This window comes from Paenibacillus lacisediminis, assembly GCF_046567315.2.
The window spans coordinates 139,927-159,458 of sequence record NZ_JBKIAX020000009.1 but is presented as its reverse complement, the minus strand read 5'-3'; the positions used below and the strand labels follow the sequence as shown (position 1 = coordinate 159,458).

Here is a 19,532-nt window from a genome sequence, read left to right as displayed (position 1 = left end):
AGCGAGTAATTTGCGGCATGTAGTTAAGACTAGCCAATGATTTTTTCTCTTTTTTGTCAGGTCATCGGCAGATATGGGGGAAGTCGTCTGTGACGAGTGCCTATACGCCCGCATATGATACCAGAAGAGACGATCATCTTTTTGGTAAAGGAGCGAGCGGTCCTTGAGAAAAGGCAAAGGTATGAGATCCGGCAGGGCGAGAAAATCATCGCTCTATTATGTGGATAATCCGGATATGAACGAGTTGATGTTGTTGGAAGAAAGGAAGGTGGAACGGCCGGAGGAGCCAGCAAAGGAGATCCAAATCCATCAGAACGCCCCTTCGCTATTGTCCACCCCTGGAGAGGTAGAGCTGGAACCCCCTTCACCCGTAAAGGAGGAGATAGAAGACCTTCTGCTCGAGAAGGAGGCGATGGCAGCCCCTTTACCCGGGAAGAAGGCGATGGTAGCTCCTCAGTCCGGGAAGGAAGTGATGGCAGTTCCTCCGCCCAGGCAGGAAACGCCGGAATACCCTACCGGCGAGCGTATGCCGCAGGTACAAAAAACACTGATAGAACGAAACATCCTGAAACAGGAACTGGGGATTATTTACACGGATGATATTATGGATGCAGCGGTGACCGGGGAAAAAATCGCGCCCCATACGATCGACGCTTCGCGGATTATGCGCGGCAGCATCGGTACCGCATGGATCGCCGATTATGCAGTGGACAGCATCAAATTGGCCGATGGAGCCGTCACTTCTAGCAAGCTTGCCCCCATGTCCGTAACCGGCAGCCATCTGGTGGACAGCGCGATTGAGGGAAGAGCGATCAAGGATCGCTCCGTCGGCGGGGAAAAGCTCGCGGACGGCAGCATCACCTCGGATAAATTGGCCGATCGGGTCATCGCCGGCGAGAAGCTGGCGGACGGTTCCATCGAAAGCCGGCATTTAAGCGAATGGATCGTCACGACCAACTTGATTCAGAATCAAGCGGTGACCAGCGAAAAAATCCGCAGCGGGGCGATCGAATCGGTCAACCTGGCGAACGGTGCCGTGGATACCTCCAAGCTGGGCGATGAATCGGTCACGACATCCAAGCTGCGCGACGGCGCTGTGACGGGCGCTAAGCTGCGGGAAGGCTCGGTGGAAAGCCGGCATCTGGCGAAACATACCATTACCGCCAGCCACCTTGCCCCCGGAATGATCGGCGGTGAGATGCTGGCTCCCTCCAGCGTCGGTACCAAGCAGTTGCGGGAGGGCAGCATCGGCAATGGCCATATCTGCGACCAGGCGATCGAATCCCGCCATATTCGCTCGGGAACTATCGGAGCCGCCCATTTGCAGCCCGGCAGCGTTGGAACGGAGCAACTTGCGGACGGTTCGGTTAAAGGCCGGCATTTGGCCGACAAGTCGATACTGTCTACCAAATTGTCCGATCAATCCATCGGTACCGCGCAAATCGTCGAACAGGCCGTCACTTCATCCAAAATCGCCGATCAGAGCATTTTGCCGGGGAAAATCGCCGACGAGGCCGTGCAGTCCCGCCATCTAGCCAAGTCCGCTGTCCAATCGGCGCAGCTTGCGCCAGCTTCCGTCACCGGGATGCATCTGGCTCCTGCTTCGGTCCAAGGGGAACATGTGCTGCCGGAATCGATCCAGGAATGGCATTTGGCGGATGGGGCCGTCACGGGAGAAAAGCTGGCTTTCGGTGAGATTGCCGGGCATCATCTGGCAGAGGGCGCTGTTACGGCGGCCCACCTTCAGCCCGGCAGCGTCAGCGCCGACAAGCTCACGGAGGACAGCGTGACCAGCCGCAGCCTGGCTCCGGGAGCGGTGACGGGATATGCGATCGGCCCTCGCCAGGTGTCGTCGGAACATCTAACCCCGGGCGCGATTCAAAACATTCATCTGGCCAAACAGAGCATTGATGGCAGCCTGCTGCAAAACGGGGCTATCCGGGAGGAGCATTTGGGGGCCGGATCGATCTTTTCTCCGCATTTGCAGGATCATGCGGTCACGTCCTTGAAGCTGTCGCCGGAAAGCGTCACGACCGACAAGTTGGGCGATCTGGCGGTAACCACCGCAAAAATGGCCGATGGTAACGTGACGGCCGCAAAGATCGCTCCGCAGGCTATCCAGCCCCGGCATCTGGCTCCGGGCGCTGTGCAGTCAGAGAACCTGGCTGCGGGTGTCGTTTTGCCCTTGCATCTGACGGACGGCGCTGTCTCCTCGGAGCATTTGCAGATGCATGCCGTTGACGAGAGTCATCTTGCTTCCGGAGCCGTTTCGCCGCGGGTGCTGCAGGATGGCGTCGTTTCGGCCGGAAAACTGGCCGCCGAAGCGGTCCAGGCGCGGCATCTGGCGGAGGAAAGCGTAGAGGGCCGGCATATCGGCGAGGCGGTGGTTGCATCCCGCCATCTCGCGCCTGAGACGATCGACTTTTGGCATCTGTCGGCCGAACTGCAGCACAGCGGGCTGCTTCCGGAAGACGGTGTCGACGGGGAGGATATCCAGCCGCAGTCGATCGAGCGGTCGCACCTTCAGTCCGGGGCCGTGGATGCCGAGGTGCTGGCCGGGGAAGCGGTCGGATCCGAGCATCTGCAAAGTGGGGCGGTGCAAAGCGGCCATATCGCCAGTGAGGCCGTTCAAAGCGATCACCTGGCGCAAGAGGCCGTGCAAGCGGAGCATCTGGCGGAGGAGAGCGTAGAAGGCCGGCACATCGGTGAGGCGGCGATCGCCTCGCGTCATGTTGCCTCCGAAGCGATCGACTTCTGGCATTTGTCGGCTGAGTTGCAGCAAAGCGGGTTGCTTCCGGTGGACGGGATCGATGGGAAGGATATAAAGCCTTTGTCGATAGGCCGGCCGCATCTTCAGTCCGGAGCGGTGGACGGCGAAGTGCTGGCCGAGGAGGCGGTCGGCGGCGAGCATTTACAGCGGGGCGTCGTGCAAAGCGGGCATATCGCCGCCGAGGCTGTGCGGAGCACCCATCTGGCCCCTGAGGCCATACGCTCGCTGCATCTGGCGGAAGCTAGCATAGAGGGGCGGCATATCGAGAAAGCGGCGATCGAATCCTGCCATATCGGGCCAGAGTCGATCGATGCCGGGCATTTGTCGGCCGAATTGCGCAGAAGCGGAATGCTGCCGGCAGACGGGATCGGCGGGAAGGATATTCATCCTCTGTCGATAGGCCGGTCACATCTTCAGTCCGGAGCCGTGGACGGCGACGTGCTGGCGGAAGAGTCGGTTGGCGGCGAACATCTGCGGCGGGTTGCGGTGCAAAGCGGACATATCGCCGCCGAGGCCGTACAGAGCGATCATTTGGCCTCTGAGGCCGTACGCGCGCAACATCTGGCGGAGGCAAGCGTAGAGGGGCGGCATATCGGGGAAGCGGCGATCGCCTCGCGTCATCTTGAACCCGAAGCGGTTGAGGGCTCGCACTTGTCGGCCGAATTGCGCAGAAGCGGGCTGCTGCCGAAAGACGGAATCGGCGGGGAGGATATAAAGCCTTTGTCGATAAGCCGGTCGCATCTTCAGTCGAGAGCCGTGGATGCCGGCGTGCTGGCCGAGGAGTCGGTCGGTGCCGAGCATCTGCAGCGGAGCGCGGTGCAAAGCAGGAATCTCGCCGCGGAGTCGGTGCAGAGCGCCCATCTGGCCCCTGAGATCGTCCGGTCGCTGCATCTGGCGAAGGAGAGCGTAGAGGGGCGGCATATTGAGGATGCGGCGATCGCCTCGCGCCACCTTGCCGAGGAGTCGGTGCAGGGCGCTCATCTGGCCGCTGAAGCCGTCCGGTCGCAGCATCTGGCGGAGGCCAGCATAGAGGGACGGCATATCGGGGAAGCGGCGATCACATCGCGTCATCTCGCGCCCGCAGTGATCGAGAGTGCGCACCTGTCGGCCGAATTGCGCAGAAGCGGGCTGCTGCCGGAAAAAGGGATCGACGGGGAAGATATTCATCCGTTGTCGATAGGCCGGGCACAGCTTCAGTCCGGAGCCGTGGACGGCGAGGTGCTGGCCGAGGAGTCGGTTGGCAGCGAGCATCTGCAGCAGGGAGCGGTGCAAGGCGGGCATCTCGCTGGTGCGGCGGTACAGAGCGCCCATCTGGCCGCTGAGGCCGTCCGGTCGCAGCATTTGGCGAAGGAGAGCGTAGAGGGGCGGCATATTAAGGAAGCGGCGATCGCCTCGCGCCACATTGCCGCGGAGTCGGTGCAGAGCGCTCATCTGGCTGCTGAAGCCGTCCGGTCGCAGCATCTGGCGGAGGCTAGTATAGAGGGACGGCATATCGGGGAAGCGGCGATCACATCACGTCATCTCGCGCCCGCAGTGATCGAGAGTGCGCACCTATCGGACGAATTACGCAGAAGCGGGCTGCTGCCGGAAAAAGGAATCGACGGGGAGGATATTCATCCGCTGTCGATAGGCCGGGCACAGCTTCAGTCCGGAGCCGTGGACGGCGAGGTGCTGGCCGAGGAGTCGGTTGGCGGCGAGCACCTGCGGCAGGGAGCGGTGCAAGGCGGGCATCTCGCCGCCGAGTCGGTGCGGAGCACTCACTTAGCCCCTGAGTCCATCGAGGCGCAGCATTTGGCGAAAGAGAGCGTAGAAAGCCGGCATATCGAAGAAGCGGCGATCGCCTCGCGCCATATCGGCCCTGAGTCGATCGATATCTGGCATTTGTCGGCCGAACTGCAGCGGAATGGGCTGCTGCCGGCAGACGGTATCGGAGAAGAGGATATTCACCCCTTATCGATAGGCCGGGCGCATCTTCAGTTCGGAGCCGTGGACGGCGAGGTGCTGGCCGAGGAGTCGGTTGGCGGCGAGCATTTGCAGCAGGGAGCGGTGCAAAGCGGGCATCTCGCCGCCGAGTCGGTGCAGAGCGCCCATCTGGCTGCTGAGGCCGTACAGGCGCAGAATTTGGCGAAGGAGAGCGTAGAAGGGCGGCATATTGAGGAAGCGGCGATCGAATCTCGCCATATCAGCCCCGAGTCGATCGATGTTTGGCATTTTTCGGCTGAATTGCAGCGCAGCGGGCTGTTGCCGGAAGACGGAATCGAGGGTAAGGATATTCATCCGCTGTCGATAGGCCGGTCGCATCTTCAGCCCGGAGCCGTGGACGGCGAGGTGCTGACCGGGGGGGCGGTTGGCGGCGAGCATCTGCGGCGGGGAGCGGTACAAAGCTGGCATCTCGCCACGGAATCGGTGCAGAGCGCCCATCTGGCCCCTGAGTCCGTCCGGTCGCAGCATCTGGCAGAGGCCAGTATAGAGGGGCGGCATATTGAGGAGGCGGCGATCGCCTCGCGCCACCTTGCCGAGGAGTCGGTGCAGGGCGCTCATCTGGCCGCTGAAGCCGTCCGGTCGCAGCATCTGGCGGAGGCTAGCGTAGAGGGGCGGCATATCGGGGAAGCGGCGATCGCCTCGCGTCATCTTGCGCCCGCAGTGATCGAGAGTGCGCACCTGTCGGCCGAATTACGCAGAAACGGGCTGCTGCCGGACAAAGGGATCGACGGGGAGGATATTCACCCCTTATCGATAGACCGGTCGCATCTTCAGTCCGGAGCCGTGGACGGCGACGTGCTGGCCGAGGAGTCGGTTGGCGGCGAGCATCTGCAGCAGGGAGCGGTGCAAAGCGGGCATCTCACCGCCGAGTCGGTGCGGAGCGCCCATCTGGCCGCAGAGGCCGTACAGGCGCAGCATCTGGCGAAAGAGAGCGTAGAAGGGCGGCATATCGAGGAAGCGGCGATCGCATCTCGCCACCTTGCCGCCGAGTCGGTGCGGAGCGCCCATCTGGCCGCAGAGGCCGTACAGGCGCAGCATCTGGCGAAAGAGAGCGTGGAAGGGCGGCATATCGAGGAAGCGGCGATCGCCTCGCGCCACATCGGCCCCGAGTCGATCGATGTCCGGCATCTGTCGGCCGAACTGCAGCGAAATGGGTTGCTGCCGGAAAAAGGAATCGACGGGGAGGATATTCACCCGCTGTCGATAGGCCGGGAGCATCTTCAGCCCGGAGTCGTGGACGGCGAGGTGCTGGCCGAGGAGTCGGTTGGCGGCGAGCATCTGCAGCAGGGAGCGGTGCAAAGCGGGCATCTCGCCGCCGAGTCGGTGCAGAGCGCCCATCTGGCCGCTGAGGCCGTACAGGCGCAGCATCTGGCGAAAAAGAGCGTAGAAGGGCGGCATATCGAGGAAGCGGCGATCGCCTCGCGTCACATCGGCCCCGAGTCGATCGATGTCTGGCATTTGTCGGCTGAATTGCAGCGCAGCGGGCTGCTGCCGGAAGACGGAATCGAGGGTAAGGATATTCACCCGTTGTCGATAGGCCGGGAGCATCTTCAGGCCGGAGCTGTGGATGGCGAGGTGCTGGCCGGGGGTGCGGTTGGCGGTGAGCATCTGCGGCGTGGAGCAGTGCAAGGCGGGCATCTCGCCGCCGAGTCGGTGCAGAGCACTCATTTGGCCCCCGAGTCCATCCAGGCGCTGCATCTGGCAAAGGAGAGCGTAGAAGGCCGGCATATCGAAGAAGCGGCGATCGCCTCGCGCCACATCAGCCCCGAGTCGATCGATGTCCGGCATCTGTCGGCCGAACTGCAGCGAAATGGGTTGCTGCCGGAAAAAGGAATCGACGGGGAGGATATTCACCCGCTGTCGATAGGCCGGTCGCATCTTCAGCCCGGAGCTGTGGACGACGAGGTGCTGGCCGAGGGAGCGGTCGGCGGCGAGCATCTGCAGCGGGAAGCGGTGCAAAGCGGGCATCTCGCCCCCGAGTCAGTGCAGAGCACTCATTTGGCCCCCGAGTCCGTCCGGGCGCTGCATCTGGCGAAGGAGAGCGTAGAAGGGCGGCATATCGAGGAAGCGGCGATCACATCCCGCCACATCGGCCCCGAGTCGATTGATGTTTGGCATTTGTCGGCAGAATTGCAGCGCAGCGGGCTGCTGCCGGAAAAAGGGATCGACGGGGAGGACATTCAGCCATTATCGATAGATCGGGTACATCTTCAGGCCGGTGTTGTGGACGCCGACATTCTGGCCGAGGAGTCCGTCGGCAGCGAACATCTGCAGCGGGGAGCGGTGCAAGGCGGGCATCTTGCCAACGCGGCAGTCGGCAGCGCACAGCTTGCAGATGAAGCGGTTGCCTCGCGCCACCTGAAAACCGGTGCGGTTGGTGCAGAGCACCTTGCCTTTACTCCGGTTCAGACGCTGCTGGACCAGCCGGCCAAACAGCAGTTTGGAATGTCAGCGTTTTTGTTGCCGCGCGATGAGGTCGAAACGCAAATTACGGTTGAATTTGAAGAACCGTTTGCCAGTCCCAACTTTGTTATCGTCGCGATGACGAACCATTCGGCTTTTTACGCCACGTTAAGCGAACAAACGCAGGATTCGGCCGTCATCACGATTTCCAGGCTGAAGGAAAGCCATATTCACTATGGCTTCGTCATGTGGATTGCCATCGGAAGCACGCTTTAGCGACTAGAAAAGATAAGGTTGAAACAGGGCCGCCGAACAAAACTCGGCGGCTTTTGCCGTGACTGCCGGGCGGGGATTCATCCCTGCCGGTGCCCGGAACTGCGTCGAATTACCCAAGGGATAGCCGTGATTCCGGCTCGGAAACCGCTGCATACTTCGTCGGTCAATCGGGCTTGCTCACGGCTCAAACCGGCTGTTTTTTTAGTATTTACACAATCTGCTCAGGCGTGTTAGTATGAAACCAACTAAAAAATAGCAAAGACTAGAAGGGCAAACTTGCCGAAAGACAAGGACGCAAAGCCACGGGCCTAAAGTACCAGTAACAGCTACGGCAGCCGGGTTTCTATAGTTAGATAGGCGTCCTCTCTTTCTTCGGGTTCTCTTTCTTCGCTAGAAGGTTTATGAAGAAGGAGTTTTTTTATGCCCGGAATTTGTCGAAAAAACATAAACAGTGTCGAATTATGCAAAACGGGGAGATAGTTTATGGCAGAACAAGAGAATAGCGATCCGTTATTAGAGGTCTATCTTCACGAAAATTCGCAGCTGCTCGAGCAGTTGGAACAGATCATCCTGGAATGCGAAGAGCTTAACGCTTTTCCGTCCGCCGCCATCCACGACATTTTCCGCATTATGCACACGATCAAAGGCTCCTCTACGATGATGAATTTCGATAACATCGCGGCTTTGTCGCACATCATGGAAGATCTGTTTGCGTTTATCCGCGAACATCAGCCCCGTTTGGCCGATTGCACGGCATTGTCCGAGCTGGTGCTGCAGGGGGGCGATTTCATTAAGCTTGAGCTGTATAAGATCAGGCAGGGCGATTCCCCCGACGGGGACGCATCTTCGCTCAAAAGCAGCATTACCGGATATTTGGAGGAACTCAAAGCCGCACAGGATGCCGGGCCGGCTGTTTCCCCTCTTGAAGACCTCGAGACTGGCAAACGTCAGGACGCTGAGGTTTCCGCCCCCGACGCTCATTTAAAAGCCGTTCTTTATTTCGATGACGATTACAACATGGAAAATGTTCGGGCATATCAAGTCGTTCACAGCCTGCAGGAAATGACCGAGCATTTCGCCTACTGGCCCGAGGACATTGCCGAAAATCCGGAAACAGCCTCGCTTATTAGAGAGCAGGGCTTCCAAATCCTGTTCCGGAACGGCGAATCTGCGGACACGGTAGCTTCTTACCTGTCGCAGGCGCCATCCTTAAAGCATTTGGAAATTATCGATTTGCCGGAACAAAGCCGGGCCGAGCCGGAGGCTGAGACGGCCGCCGCGGCAGAGACGCTCCGGCCGATACCTGAAGCGGAAGCACGTACAGGAGAGTCTACGGCGGCACTTTCTCCAAAGCACGAAGCAGCGCTTTCTACAGATCCTGCGCCAGCCTCCCCTTCCGAGCCGGGCGCCGCCGCCCCCTCCCCGGTGCCGGGAGCGGCTGCCCGCACTCCGCAGCCGCCGGAGGCCAAAATGCAGGATAACGCCAGAGCTAATGCCTCGCAGCACTCCAGCTTCATCAGCGTGAATTTGGCCAAGCTCGACGAGTTGATGGACCTGGTCGGCGAACTCGTCATCGCCGAATCGATGGTCACGCAAAACCCGGAATTGGCCGGACTGGAGCTTGAACAGTTTCAGAAGGCCGCCCGGCATTTACGGAAGATCACCGGCGAAATCCAGGACAAGGTCATGTCGATTCGCATGGTACCGCTGGTTAATACGTTTCAAAAGATGAACCGCATCGTACGGGATATGTGCAAAAAACAGGATAAGTCGGTCCGGCTGGAGCTGCTTGGCGAGGATACGGAAGTGGACAAAAACATCATCGAGCATATCTCCGATCCGATCATGCACCTTGTGCGAAACGCGATAGACCACGGTATCGAGACTCCAGGGGAACGCATAAAGGCTGGCAAGGAGGAATCCGCGACGCTGACCCTTGAAGCGAAAAACGTCGGGAGTGAGGTGTTCATCATCGTACGCGACGACGGCCGGGGGCTGAACAAAGCGAAAATTTTGCAGCGCGCCCGCGAGCGGCAAATGCTGTTCAAGGACGAGTCGGAGATGAGCGATCGCGAGATTTACAATTTGATCTTTCTGCCCGGCTTCTCCACGAAAGAGGTCATTACCGAATTCAGCGGGCGCGGGGTCGGCATGGATGTCGTGATGCGTAATATCGAAAGCGTCGGCGGCAATGTGTCGGTGGACAGCGCGGCGGGTGAAGGAACAACGATTACGATCCGCATTCCGCTGACCCTGGCGATTATCGACGGCATGAACGTGAAGGTGGGGATGGCGAGATATACGATCCCGACGACGGCGATCAAGGAATCGTTCCGCGCCGCCCCCGGCAGCGTGGTCACCGATCCCGACGGCAACGAAATGGTCATGGTGCGCGGGCAGTGCTACGGCGTACTGCGCCTTTACGAACGGTATAAGGTCAAGACTGAGATTACCGCGATGGAAGACGGCATTTTGATCATGGTGGAACAGGACGGCACTCCGTTTTGCATTTTTGCCGATGAATTGATCGGGCAGCAGCAGGTTGTGGTCAAGAGCTTGCCGGCGTATATCCGCAAAATCCGGAACATCGGGGGCTTGGCCGGCTGCACGATGCTCGGGGACGGAAGCATCAGCCTGATCCTCGATGTCGGGGGACTCGTCAAGGCGTAGGCATCATAGGACATCCAAGCAAAGGAGAACGAGACATGGCGAATCAAGAGGCAAGCCTGCCGCTGGAGCAGGACGACGACACGCAGAAAGGGAAGTTTCTCACGTTTATGATCGGGAGCGACGTTTACGGCATCGAAATCAAATACGTCACCGAAATCATCGGCATCCAGGCGATTACCGAGGTGCCGGAGCTGCCGGAGCATATCCGCGGCATCATCAATTTGCGGGGCAAAATCATTCCGGTCATGGACGTGAGGCTGCGCTTCAAAAAGCCGTTCCGGGAGTATAACGACCGGACCTGCATCATTGTCGTGGATATGAAGGACATTTCGATCGGGCTGATCGTCGACAGCGTCGCCGAGGTCGTAACGATTGCGGAAGAGGATATCGTTCCTCCGCCGGAAATCAAAAACGGCAACCAGCAAGGTTTTATCAAAGGGGTGGGGAAAGTAGGCGGTGAGGTCAAACTGCTGCTGGACGGCGACAAGCTGCTTCATCATGATGAAGCCGAAAATTTAAGTCAACTGTAAGGAAATACCACAACGGGGGTTATGGAAAATGATGAAGCTAACGATCAAAGCAAGATTAATCCTGTCCTTTAGCTTTTTGGTGCTTTCTCTTGTCGGCCTTGGCGTCTACTCGATCAACTCGGTCAACAAGGTCAATTTGCAGTCCACGATCATCAGCGAAAATTGGCTGCCGGCGATGGATTCGGCCCATTCGATGAACACGCACACGTCCGATTACCGGATCACCGAATTACGGATCGTACTTGCGGCCAACAATCCCCAAGAGTTGAATGAGATGAAAGATCGTTTAAGCACCGAAGGGGGAGAGCTGCAAGAGCTGATCGCCGGCTATGAGCAGAAACTCCAAGACGACGAGGACACCCGGCTGTTCAACACCTTCAAACAGGATTGGACCAGTTATTTGCAAGTCAGCAATCAAATGGTCGGATTGATCGATCAGCATAAAGTGGATGAGGCGTTGGAAATTTTGCGCGGAGAATCCAGAACGTTATTCGATCAGGCTTCGAACTCTTTGCTCGAATTGGTTAAGTATGATCAGGATCATTCGCAGTTGGCGAGCGATGCCGGAGATAAAACGTACGCTAGCACGATCACCATCCTGACCACGCTTATTATCGTCATCACGCTGATCGCCATCGGCCTGGCTTTCCTGATCGTCCTCGGCATCACGAAGCCGATCCGCAAGTTGTCTGAGGCGGCCGAGGAATTGGCGCTGGGCAATGTAAACATCAACGTGGAGACGAAGAGCAAGGACGAGATCGGTCAATTGATGTTGTCGTTTGCCCGCATGATCGCCAGCATCCGCGAGCAGGCCCAGGCGGTAGAGATGGTGGCGAGCGGGGATCTGACCGTGCAGGTGAGAGTAAGATCGGAAAACGACCTCATGGGCAAAAAAATCCAGGAAATGATCGAACGCAACAACGAGATATTAACCAGCATCAATACGGCCGCGGACCAGGTGGCTTCCGGCTCGAAACAGGTGTCCGATTCCAGCATCGCGCTGTCGCAAGGGGCCACCGAGCAAGCCAGCTCGGTCGAGGAACTGACCGCCTCGCTGGAGGAGATCTCTTCGCAGACGAAGCTGAACGCGCAAAACGCGAACGAAGCGAACAAGCTCGCGGCCGATTCGAAAAACAGCGCGCTCCAGGGCAACGAGCAGATGAGGGACATGCTGGCGGCGATGCGCGAAATCAACGACGCTTCCAGCAACATTTCCAAAATCATCAAAGTCATCGATGAAATTGCTTTCCAGACGAACATTTTGGCGCTCAACGCCGCCGTGGAAGCCGCCCGGGCCGGCCAGCACGGCAAAGGCTTCGCCGTCGTGGCGGAGGAGGTCCGCAACCTTGCGGCCCGCTCGGCGAACGCGGCCAAGGAAACGACGGATATGATCGAAGGTTCGATCGACAAAGTGCAGGAAGGCACGAGAATCGCCGACCAGACGGCCGCAGCGCTGCAGTCGATCGTGGGCGACATCGAAAAGGTGGCCAACCTGGTTGGCGATATCGCGATGGCCTCGACGGAGCAGGCGGCCGCGATCACGCAAATCAACCAAGGCATCTCGCAGGTGTCCCAGGTCATCCAAACCAACTCGGCGACCTCGGAGGAAAGCGCCGCCGCCAGCGAGGAGCTGTCCAGCCAGGCGGCTCTCCTGAAGCAGCAGGTTGCGCAGTTTAAGCTGAAGCGCAGCGGGTACGGAGGTTTTGCGGGATACAACGGCAGCCTTGAGGAATTGAATCCCGAAGTGCTTCGCGTCCTGGAAAACATGGGTTCAAAAGAGCGGAATCACGAGCCCTCCGGCGCTTCCGCGGCGCCCAAGATTCTCCTCAGCGACTCGGAATTCGGTAAATATTGAGGTATGATCCGCATTACGAACCAGGAGTTTCGGCAGCTGTCGGATTACATCCGGCTCCATTACGGGATTCATCTCAAGGAAGAGAAGCAGGCGCTGGTGATGGGCAGGCTGAACAACGTATTGATGAGCAAAAACTTCACCAGCTTTAAGGCCTATTTCGAATATATCGTCTCCGACCGAACCGGAGAGGCGGTCATGACGCTGGTGGACAAAATCACGACGAACCACACGTTTTTTATGCGGGAAAACGATCATTTTCAGTTTTTTCGCGACAAGTTGCTCCCTTACCTGGAAGCCACGGTGAAGGACAAGGACCTCCGCGTTTGGAGCGCGGGGTGCTCCTCGGGGGAGGAACCCTATACGCTGGCGATGCTGATGGATGAATATTTTGCCCGGAACAAGCCGCTGTGGGATTCGCAGGTGCTGGCGACCGATATTTCGCGGCAAATTTTGGACAAAGCGCAGAGAGGCGTTTACGCCAATGAAGATATCGCCGTTCTTCCTCCCGCCTGGCGAATGAAATATTTCACCGGGGTGGATCAAATGCACAGCGTCGTAACCGATAAATTAAAAAAAGAGGTTATTTTCCGTAAATTCAATTTGATGGAGCCGGCGTTTCCGTTTAAGCGGAAGTTTCACGTCATTTTTTGCCGGAACGTCATGATCTATTTCAATGCGCCTACCAAGCAGGCTTTGGTGGACAAGTTTTACAGGCATTTGGAGCCGGGCGGCTATTTGTTCGTCGGCCATTCCGAATCGCTGCAGCGGGAAACGACGCCGTTCAAATACGTGATGCCCGCAGTTTATCGTAAAGAATAAGATTTGTGAAAATGAGGAGATCGTATGGGAGTACCCAGGAAATTGCGCGTGCTGATCGTTGATGACTCCATGATGTACCGGGAAGTGCTCTCCCTGGGACTTTCATCGGATCCGAATATCGAGATTGTCGGAAAAGCGGTTGATCCGTTCGACGCCCGCGACCAAATCGTCAGCCTGCGCCCGGACGTGATGATCTGCGACGTGGAAATGCCGAAGATGAACGGGATCGAATTTATTCGCCGCCTGCTTCCGCAATACGCTTTGCCCGTCATCGTGGTAAGCACGATCAGCGACGCCGTGTTTGAGGCGATGAACGCCGGGGCCGTCGATTTTGTCGGCAAGCCGGATCCAAGGTCGCCCAAAGGCGTGGAGCTGTTTATCCGGGAATTGATCGAAAAGGTGAAGATCGCCGCCGTTACGAATGTTGCGCGGCCTGGGTTCCGAACTGTGGGAACCGGTGCCATCCCGGAGCAGCGGTTCAACGGTGACCGCATCGTAGCCATCGGCGCTTCAACCGGGGGGACGGAGGCCATTTCGCATATTCTGAAACAGCTGCCTTCGTCGTTTCCGGGTATGGTGATCGTACAGCATATCCCGCCGCTGTTCTCTAAAATGTTCGCCGACCGCTTGAATCACAGCACGAAATTTACGGTCAAGGAGGCGGAATCGGGGGACATGGTGGAGCCGGGAAAAGTGTTGATAGCGCCCGGAGACCGGCATATGCGCCTCCGCAAAGCGGGCGGACGGTTTAAGGTCGAGTGCTTTGAAGGCGACAAGGTCAACGGACATTGTCCGTCGATTGACGTGCTGTTCGAATCGGCGGCCAAGGAATGCTGCTCCCGGGCGGTTGGCGTGATCCTGACCGGCATGGGATACGACGGCGCCAAAGGGCTGCTGTCCATGCGCCGAAAGGGTGCCCGTACGCTGGGGCAGGATGGGCCGTCATCCGTCGTGTACGGCATGCCCAAAGTCGCTTATGAGCTGGGGGCGGTAGATAAGCAAGTTTCGCTGGAACGGATGGCGCGGGCGTTATGTTCGGCGGTGATTGAGGATTAAGGCAGAGAGTTCCCCCGGGTGGATGGGAGGGCTCTTTTTTTTGCTCCATGCCGGTTTCCCCGATCCCGTAGTATAATGGAGGTATCATTTGGGGGAGGAATTTGGAAGTGACTTTAATCAAGCAGCTCAAGAACCAGGATGATTTCGTAGGCTTTTATCTGCTCAAGGAGCTGGAAGTGAAGCAGACGAACGCAAATCCGCCTAAGGATTATTTGGACATCGTATTATGCGACGCAACCGGGGAGATGCCGGCGAAATTTTGGGACGCTTCGCAAACGGACAAAGAGACGTTTTTTCCGATGGGGCTCGTAAAGGTACGCGGGGTTGTGCAGACCTATCGGGAAAAGCTGCAGGTCAAAATCATGCAAATCCGGCCGGCCAAAGCGGAGGATGGCGTGACGCTGACGGATTTTATCCGCTCCGCGCCGATTTCGCCGGACGACTTGATTTATACGATTCAGGCGGTCATCGCGGATATCGACGATGACGAGATTCGCGAGATCGTTCGATATTGCGTCGGCAAGGTGAAGGAGAAGCTGTCCCATTATCCGGCGGCGAAAACCCATCATCACGCCTATTTCGGCGGGCTGGCGTACCATATGGTGCGGATGCTGGAAATCGGCGATTTCCTGTGCCGGCAGCGGCCGTTCCTGAACCGCGATCTGCTGAAGGCGGGCATTATACTGCACGATATCGCCAAGCCGGAGGAGATGGTCGCGCAGCTCGGCATCGTGTCCGAATACAGCGTGCAGGGCAAGCTGGTCGGACATATCGCGATGGCTTCGAGCTGGATCACCGAGGCGGCGATCCGCCTCGCAATCGATCCCGATTCGCCGAAGGTGCTGGGGCTGCAGCATTTGGTGCTGTCGCACCACAACCTGGGCGAATGGGGCAGCCCGGTGCAGCCGCAAATGGCCGAAGCGGTCGCGCTGCACCATATCGATGCGCTGGACGCCAAACTGCAGATGGTGGAGGACGCGCTGAATACGACGCCGGAGACCGAGGACTGGACGCCGTTCATCCGCGGTTTGGAGAACAAGGCGATCTATCGTTTGAAGTGGTGAGTGACCCGGCGGCCGGGCTATTCTACATCAAAATCGAAATAGGTCGAGGGATAAGGTTCGTTTTTTAACGTATAATGCCACCATTCCTTGCTGTACGGTTTAAAACCTTGCTTGACCATCGCGGTTTTCAGGATGTAGCGGTGTTTGCGTTGCTCTTTGGTAAGCCCTTTGGCTCCGTGGGCGGAAATCAGCCCCAGAAAATCGACCCGGCTGCCCATATCAACCTCTTCTCCGGTCCGTTTGTACACCATGGTGAGATCGATCGTGCTGCCGCGGGAATGGCCGGATTTGGAGGAGAGATAGCCGAGCTTGAACAGTTTTTTCTTGTCGACGTCAGGGTAAAATTTCTCTTTCATCAAAGTGTCCTGCGGTTTTTTGGACCAGGCGGCAAAGTGGTCGACCGCTTTTTGCGGACGGTAGGCGTCGATGATTTTGAGCCGGTAGCCTTGCTTCTCCAGATCGTCATTGACCTTCTTTAAAGCGCGGGCCGCTTGTAAAGTCGTTATGGCAAATGGGCCGTTATAGCCGTCGATCCGCTCGCCGATAAAGTTGTCCCCGGTATAATAGCGGATGTCGTAAAGGGCATCCGGGACCACTTCATCGAGATATACGAACCCTTTGCCCTTGGGCATCCGGTTCAGCTTTTCGATGGATTCGTCTTGTAATGCGTCCGGCGATGCCTCCGGGGAAGGTCCGCTTTGCGGTGAACCGGGCGATGCCGATTCCGTTTCCGCTTGCGCGGATACGGCGGCCTTGTCCTGGCTTGCTGCGGTTCTGCCGGTCCCGGCGGTATTCCAGTTAATGAACAGCAGCAACGCGGACAGGCCGAACAGGAGAGTTCGCCGCCAGCTGCGCCGGGGGAACCGGGACGTTCGGGCCCGGGATTGAGCAGGAATGGATGTATCGAGGCAGGCGGGCCTGCGGTTATGGGATGACATATTGTAGTGCTCCTTTCCTTTCTTACATAATCTTAAGGTAATACTACCCCAAGGAGAGGGCTTTTTGAAGCTAACCGGCAAGTCCGACTGGCTTTTGCAATTATTCGTCCCACTCATTTAAAATTGCGGAATTTTATGGCCTTATTTTTCAATGAACGGTACAAAATGCGTCCAACTCCCTGCGATTTGAGAAAATAGCGACATAAATTTCCATTATTTCTCTCAACACGGGGGGATCGCCGAAATAACGCCATTTTTTTCCCTTATGTTTCAGTTTGAATTTTTCAGCAGCCAGAGCCTTGAACAACTAGCGGCGATTAACATAATGACATAATTAGCCGGAAGGCTTCTCCTCAAACCGCAGGGCTTCCCGGAACAGCCGGTTCAAATCGAGGGAAAGACAGGGGACCAGCGGCGAGGTGATCATTCCCTGATCGTCATACGTAGCGGCAAGTGCGTATACTCCATCCGTAAGCACAAATTGATCGACCGTGGCGTACAGCGGGTCAACGATCCAGTATTCTTTGACGCCAAACCGCTCGTAAAGCGCCTTTTTGACGACTTTATCCTTGGAGCCGGTTCTAGGGGAGAGGATCTCAATCAGCAGGTCGGGAGCGCCTTTGACAAAACCGTCCCGGATGATGTGCAGGTTCTCGTGACGGATGAAAATAAGGTCAGGCTGGACGATGTTCTCCTCGTCAAGGTGGACGTCCATCGGCGCGACGATCGTGATCCCCTGGGAATGGCAGGTTTCCCTGATCGATGCATATAATTCCGTCACTAAAATCTGATGGGATATTTTGGGTGAGGACAGGAAATCGTAACGCACGCCTCCGATAATTTCGAATCGCTCTTCGATCCAATAGCTGCCTGGAGTTTCTTTGACGAAGGTGCGCGGCTTGTCCTGCTTCTTTTCGCTCATGGTAGACCTCCTTAAGGCGTATTTATTTCTATTTTAATGCATGCGGATAAGGGCGTACAGCCTACCTGAAGTGAGCACGGGACGTGAGACTTTGATCACTACCGCGAAAGAAAGTTCTATTATATTCTCGTAGGAGGGATTATTTTGGCAAAGATCAGGATCGGGAAAATCAGCTTTTGGCATGTGCACGCGTGGGATTATACCAAGGAGGCGCTCGCCCATCCGGACACGGAAATTACGGCGGTGTGGGACGAAAATCCGGAAAGAGGCCGCTCGGAAGCGGAGAAACTGGGTGTTCCTTTTTATGCTTCCCTGGAGGAGTTGCTGGACAGCGGGGTCGACGCGGTGATCGTCGATGCGCCGACCCGCATGCATCGGGATGTCATGGTCAAGTCCGCCCGGGCGGGCAAGCATATTTTTACGGAAAAGGTGCTGGCGCCTACCTTGCGGGAAGCGCGGGAAATCGTGGATGAAGTCCGGCAAAACAACGTGAAGCTAACCGTTTCTTTGCCGCGGCTCAATGACGGATATACGCTGGCGATCTTGCAGGCCCTGAAGGAGGGATTGCTGGGGAGCGTGACACAGGTACGCGTGCGCCTATCCCATAACGGAGCGATTGCCGGCTGGCTGCCGGAGCATTTTTACAGCATGGAGGATTGCTGCGGCGGGGCGCTGATCGACCTCGGCTGCCATCCGATGTATTTGGCACGTCTTTTTTTGGGGGAATTCCCTGTGGTGGTGTCGGCTCGCTTCGGCGCTTTGACCGGAAAGCCGGTGGAGGATAATGCTGCTGTGCTGCTTGGTGCTGAATCGGGAGCGGTTGGTATCGTGGAAGCCGGCTTCGTCAACAGTTTCTCGCCGTTTGCGATCGAGGTGCACGGCACCGAGGGCAGCTTGCTGTACGGTACACCGGAGGAGAAGCTGCTTGTGCGGACGCGCGCCAAAGGGGAGGATTATGCGGCAAAATGGCATGAGCTCCCGGTTCATGGCAGCCTCCCGAGCGCGTTTAAGCAATGGGTCGGCCATATCCAAAACGGCACGGAGGGCGAGGAGAACATCCGGGCCGCCGTCGAGCTGACCGCTTTGATGGAAGCCTCGTACCGTTCCGTCCGTGAAGGTGGTGCGGTTCGCCCGGAAACGGATTAGCGCCGGACTGCCGGAACTGCTGCCGCCGGATGACAGCGGAAAGCCATGCGGGCCGTTCCTCAGCAACCACTGAGGCGCGGTCTGCTTCCATGTTCGGTCCGCTTGCGTATTCATGGTTTTGGCGGTTTGTCCCCCAAAAAAAGCGGCCAATTCAAAACTCCTTGAAAATGCCATTAATGCAAAATGCGGTAAATTGGATGAAGATGAGATGAATGGGAATTTTTTTGAAAGGGGTTATCGCGTGTGAATGGTTCTTCGCTGGAAATGGACAAGGAGGCTGTTTTGGTGGAGATGAAACGGTTGAAGCAGAAAGCGGACCGGCTGCTCGCGATGTCGATCCAGCTGGGTCAACCCGGGCTGGCCGTGGAAGCGGAGCAGTTGTACCAGGAAATCGACAGGCTGTCGGAATATTCGGGATAGATTGAATTATGTTATATATATGTAATGTTAAATAACATATATGAAAATATGTTATTTTTTTTGACGTAAATATATTGACAAGTCTCGGGATTCGCCTATAATTAAACACAAGATTTATTGTTTTAAGGATCACACCCAGTTTGTATGACATATTACCTTACATAAGAAGGGGTGTGGGGATGATTACTTCGGCGGGCGAACTGAAGCAGGAAATTTTGAGGATTTACAACGCGATCAATAAGCAGATTTTTAACGTGGGTGTAAAACAGCAAAAGGTGGATTTCGTCGGCAACAAAATCGTGATCATCTCCTTAAATGGACGAGTCCCGGTGTTGAAGCTTTTGGACGAGGAGTACCGTTTTTCGACAAGGCAGCTCGATTATTTGCTGTTTCAGGTCTTTAAGCGGGAAATCAAGGCCGCGCTTGAGCAGCAATTTCAATTGAATATTGTCGCAGTGCTCAAAGATTATGATGCCGAGACCGAATTTTCCGGTACGATCGTGGTCTTGGATCGCGACGTGGAGCATTATCTGAAGGAAACGTTGGAACTCCGTTAGCGGAGAGCCGGCTAATCGTCAGTTTAGACTCGTGGGCGCATCGAAGGATGCGTTATGGGCCTGGGCTGGCGATTTTTTTATACCCAAATTTGTTGTAAAAAAAGATTCGCACTTTAAGGAGGA

The 19,532-nt window shown here is 56.9% G+C and carries 12 protein-coding genes and 1 riboswitch; of the genes, 10 read left to right on the top strand and 2 right to left on the bottom strand.

Annotation, left to right across the window (positions count from 1 at the left end):
* Positions 1-163: 163 nt before the first annotated feature.
* From ACLD72_RS18435 to ACLD72_RS18405, 7 genes are all read left to right on the top strand, one after another.
* Complete coding sequence (locus ACLD72_RS18435; RefSeq protein WP_458476106.1) at positions 164-7,432, top strand: WIAG-tail domain; 7,269 nt, start codon at positions 164-166, stop codon at positions 7,430-7,432.
* 259 nt (positions 7,433-7,691) lie between these two features.
* Positions 7,692-7,780: riboswitch (cyclic di-GMP riboswitch) on the top strand.
* Positions 7,781-7,915: 135 nt separating this feature from the next.
* Positions 7,916-10,102: a chemotaxis protein CheW gene (locus ACLD72_RS18430; protein ID WP_411000494.1), complete on the top strand. Its 2,187-nt coding sequence runs from the start codon at positions 7,916-7,918 to the stop codon at positions 10,100-10,102.
* A 35-nt stretch (positions 10,103-10,137) separates the two neighbouring features.
* Positions 10,138-10,632 carry a chemotaxis protein CheW gene (locus tag ACLD72_RS18425; RefSeq protein WP_411000496.1) on the top strand — a complete coding sequence of 165 codons (495 nt, stop codon included), beginning with the start codon at positions 10,138-10,140 and terminating at the stop codon, positions 10,630-10,632.
* Between the two features lie 28 nt (positions 10,633-10,660).
* Complete coding sequence (locus ACLD72_RS18420; RefSeq protein WP_411000498.1) at positions 10,661-12,487, top strand: methyl-accepting chemotaxis protein; 1,827 nt, start codon at positions 10,661-10,663, stop codon at positions 12,485-12,487.
* Between the two features lie 3 nt (positions 12,488-12,490).
* Positions 12,491-13,306 carry a CheR family methyltransferase gene (locus tag ACLD72_RS18415; RefSeq protein ID WP_411000500.1) on the top strand — a complete coding sequence of 272 codons (816 nt, stop codon included), beginning with the start codon at positions 12,491-12,493 and terminating at the stop codon, positions 13,304-13,306.
* A 24-nt stretch (positions 13,307-13,330) separates the two neighbouring features.
* On the top strand, positions 13,331-14,362 hold the full coding sequence (locus ACLD72_RS18410) for a protein-glutamate methylesterase/protein-glutamine glutaminase (protein WP_458476105.1): 1,032 nt from the start codon (positions 13,331-13,333) through the stop codon (positions 14,360-14,362).
* A gap of 107 nt (positions 14,363-14,469) precedes the next feature.
* Positions 14,470-15,426, top strand: a complete 957-nt coding sequence (locus ACLD72_RS18405) for a 3'-5' exoribonuclease YhaM family protein (protein WP_251592595.1) — start codon at positions 14,470-14,472, stop codon at positions 15,424-15,426.
* Positions 15,427-15,443: 17 nt separating this feature from the next.
* Here ACLD72_RS18405 and ACLD72_RS18400 read toward each other — a convergent pair whose 3' ends face one another.
* Complete coding sequence (locus ACLD72_RS18400) at positions 15,444-16,364, bottom strand: M15 family metallopeptidase (RefSeq protein ID WP_458476104.1); 921 nt, start codon at positions 16,362-16,364, stop codon at positions 15,444-15,446.
* Positions 16,365-16,698: 334 nt separating this feature from the next.
* Positions 16,699-17,286, bottom strand: coding sequence for a Uma2 family endonuclease (locus tag ACLD72_RS18395; RefSeq protein ID WP_411000503.1), 588 nt, complete (start codon positions 17,284-17,286; stop codon positions 16,699-16,701).
* 144 nt (positions 17,287-17,430) lie between these two features.
* On the opposite strand from ACLD72_RS18395, the gene ACLD72_RS18390 reads away from it, so the two are divergent.
* The 3 genes from ACLD72_RS18390 (at position 17,431) to ACLD72_RS18380 (ending at position 19,409) form a co-directional block, all read left to right on the top strand.
* Complete coding sequence (locus ACLD72_RS18390; RefSeq protein ID WP_458476103.1) at positions 17,431-18,432, top strand: Gfo/Idh/MocA family protein; 1,002 nt, start codon at positions 17,431-17,433, stop codon at positions 18,430-18,432.
* A 243-nt stretch (positions 18,433-18,675) separates the two neighbouring features.
* Positions 18,676-18,852, top strand: coding sequence for a hypothetical protein (locus ACLD72_RS18385; RefSeq protein ID WP_411000505.1), 177 nt, complete (start codon positions 18,676-18,678; stop codon positions 18,850-18,852).
* Positions 18,853-19,031: 179 nt separating this feature from the next.
* Positions 19,032-19,409 carry a Na-translocating system protein MpsC family protein gene (locus ACLD72_RS18380; RefSeq protein WP_411000507.1) on the top strand — a complete coding sequence of 126 codons (378 nt, stop codon included), beginning with the start codon at positions 19,032-19,034 and terminating at the stop codon, positions 19,407-19,409.
* Positions 19,410-19,532 lie beyond the last annotated feature (123 nt).

Coding starts and splice junctions, on each gene's coding strand:
- ACLD72_RS18395 (WP_411000503.1), bottom strand. CDS start 17,286: ATGAGCGAAAAGAAGCAGGACAAGCCGCGCACCTTCGTCAAAGAAACT.
- ACLD72_RS18430 (WP_411000494.1), top strand. CDS start 7,916: ATGGCAGAACAAGAGAATAGCGATCCGTTATTAGAGGTCTATCTTCAC.
- ACLD72_RS18425 (WP_411000496.1), top strand. CDS start 10,138: ATGGCGAATCAAGAGGCAAGCCTGCCGCTGGAGCAGGACGACGACACG.
- ACLD72_RS18380 (WP_411000507.1), top strand. CDS start 19,032: ATGATTACTTCGGCGGGCGAACTGAAGCAGGAAATTTTGAGGATTTAC.
- ACLD72_RS18410 (WP_458476105.1), top strand. CDS start 13,331: ATGGGAGTACCCAGGAAATTGCGCGTGCTGATCGTTGATGACTCCATG.
- ACLD72_RS18400 (WP_458476104.1), bottom strand. CDS start 16,364: ATGTCATCCCATAACCGCAGGCCCGCCTGCCTCGATACATCCATTCCT.
- ACLD72_RS18420 (WP_411000498.1), top strand. CDS start 10,661: ATGATGAAGCTAACGATCAAAGCAAGATTAATCCTGTCCTTTAGCTTT.
- ACLD72_RS18415 (WP_411000500.1), top strand. CDS start 12,491: ATGATCCGCATTACGAACCAGGAGTTTCGGCAGCTGTCGGATTACATC.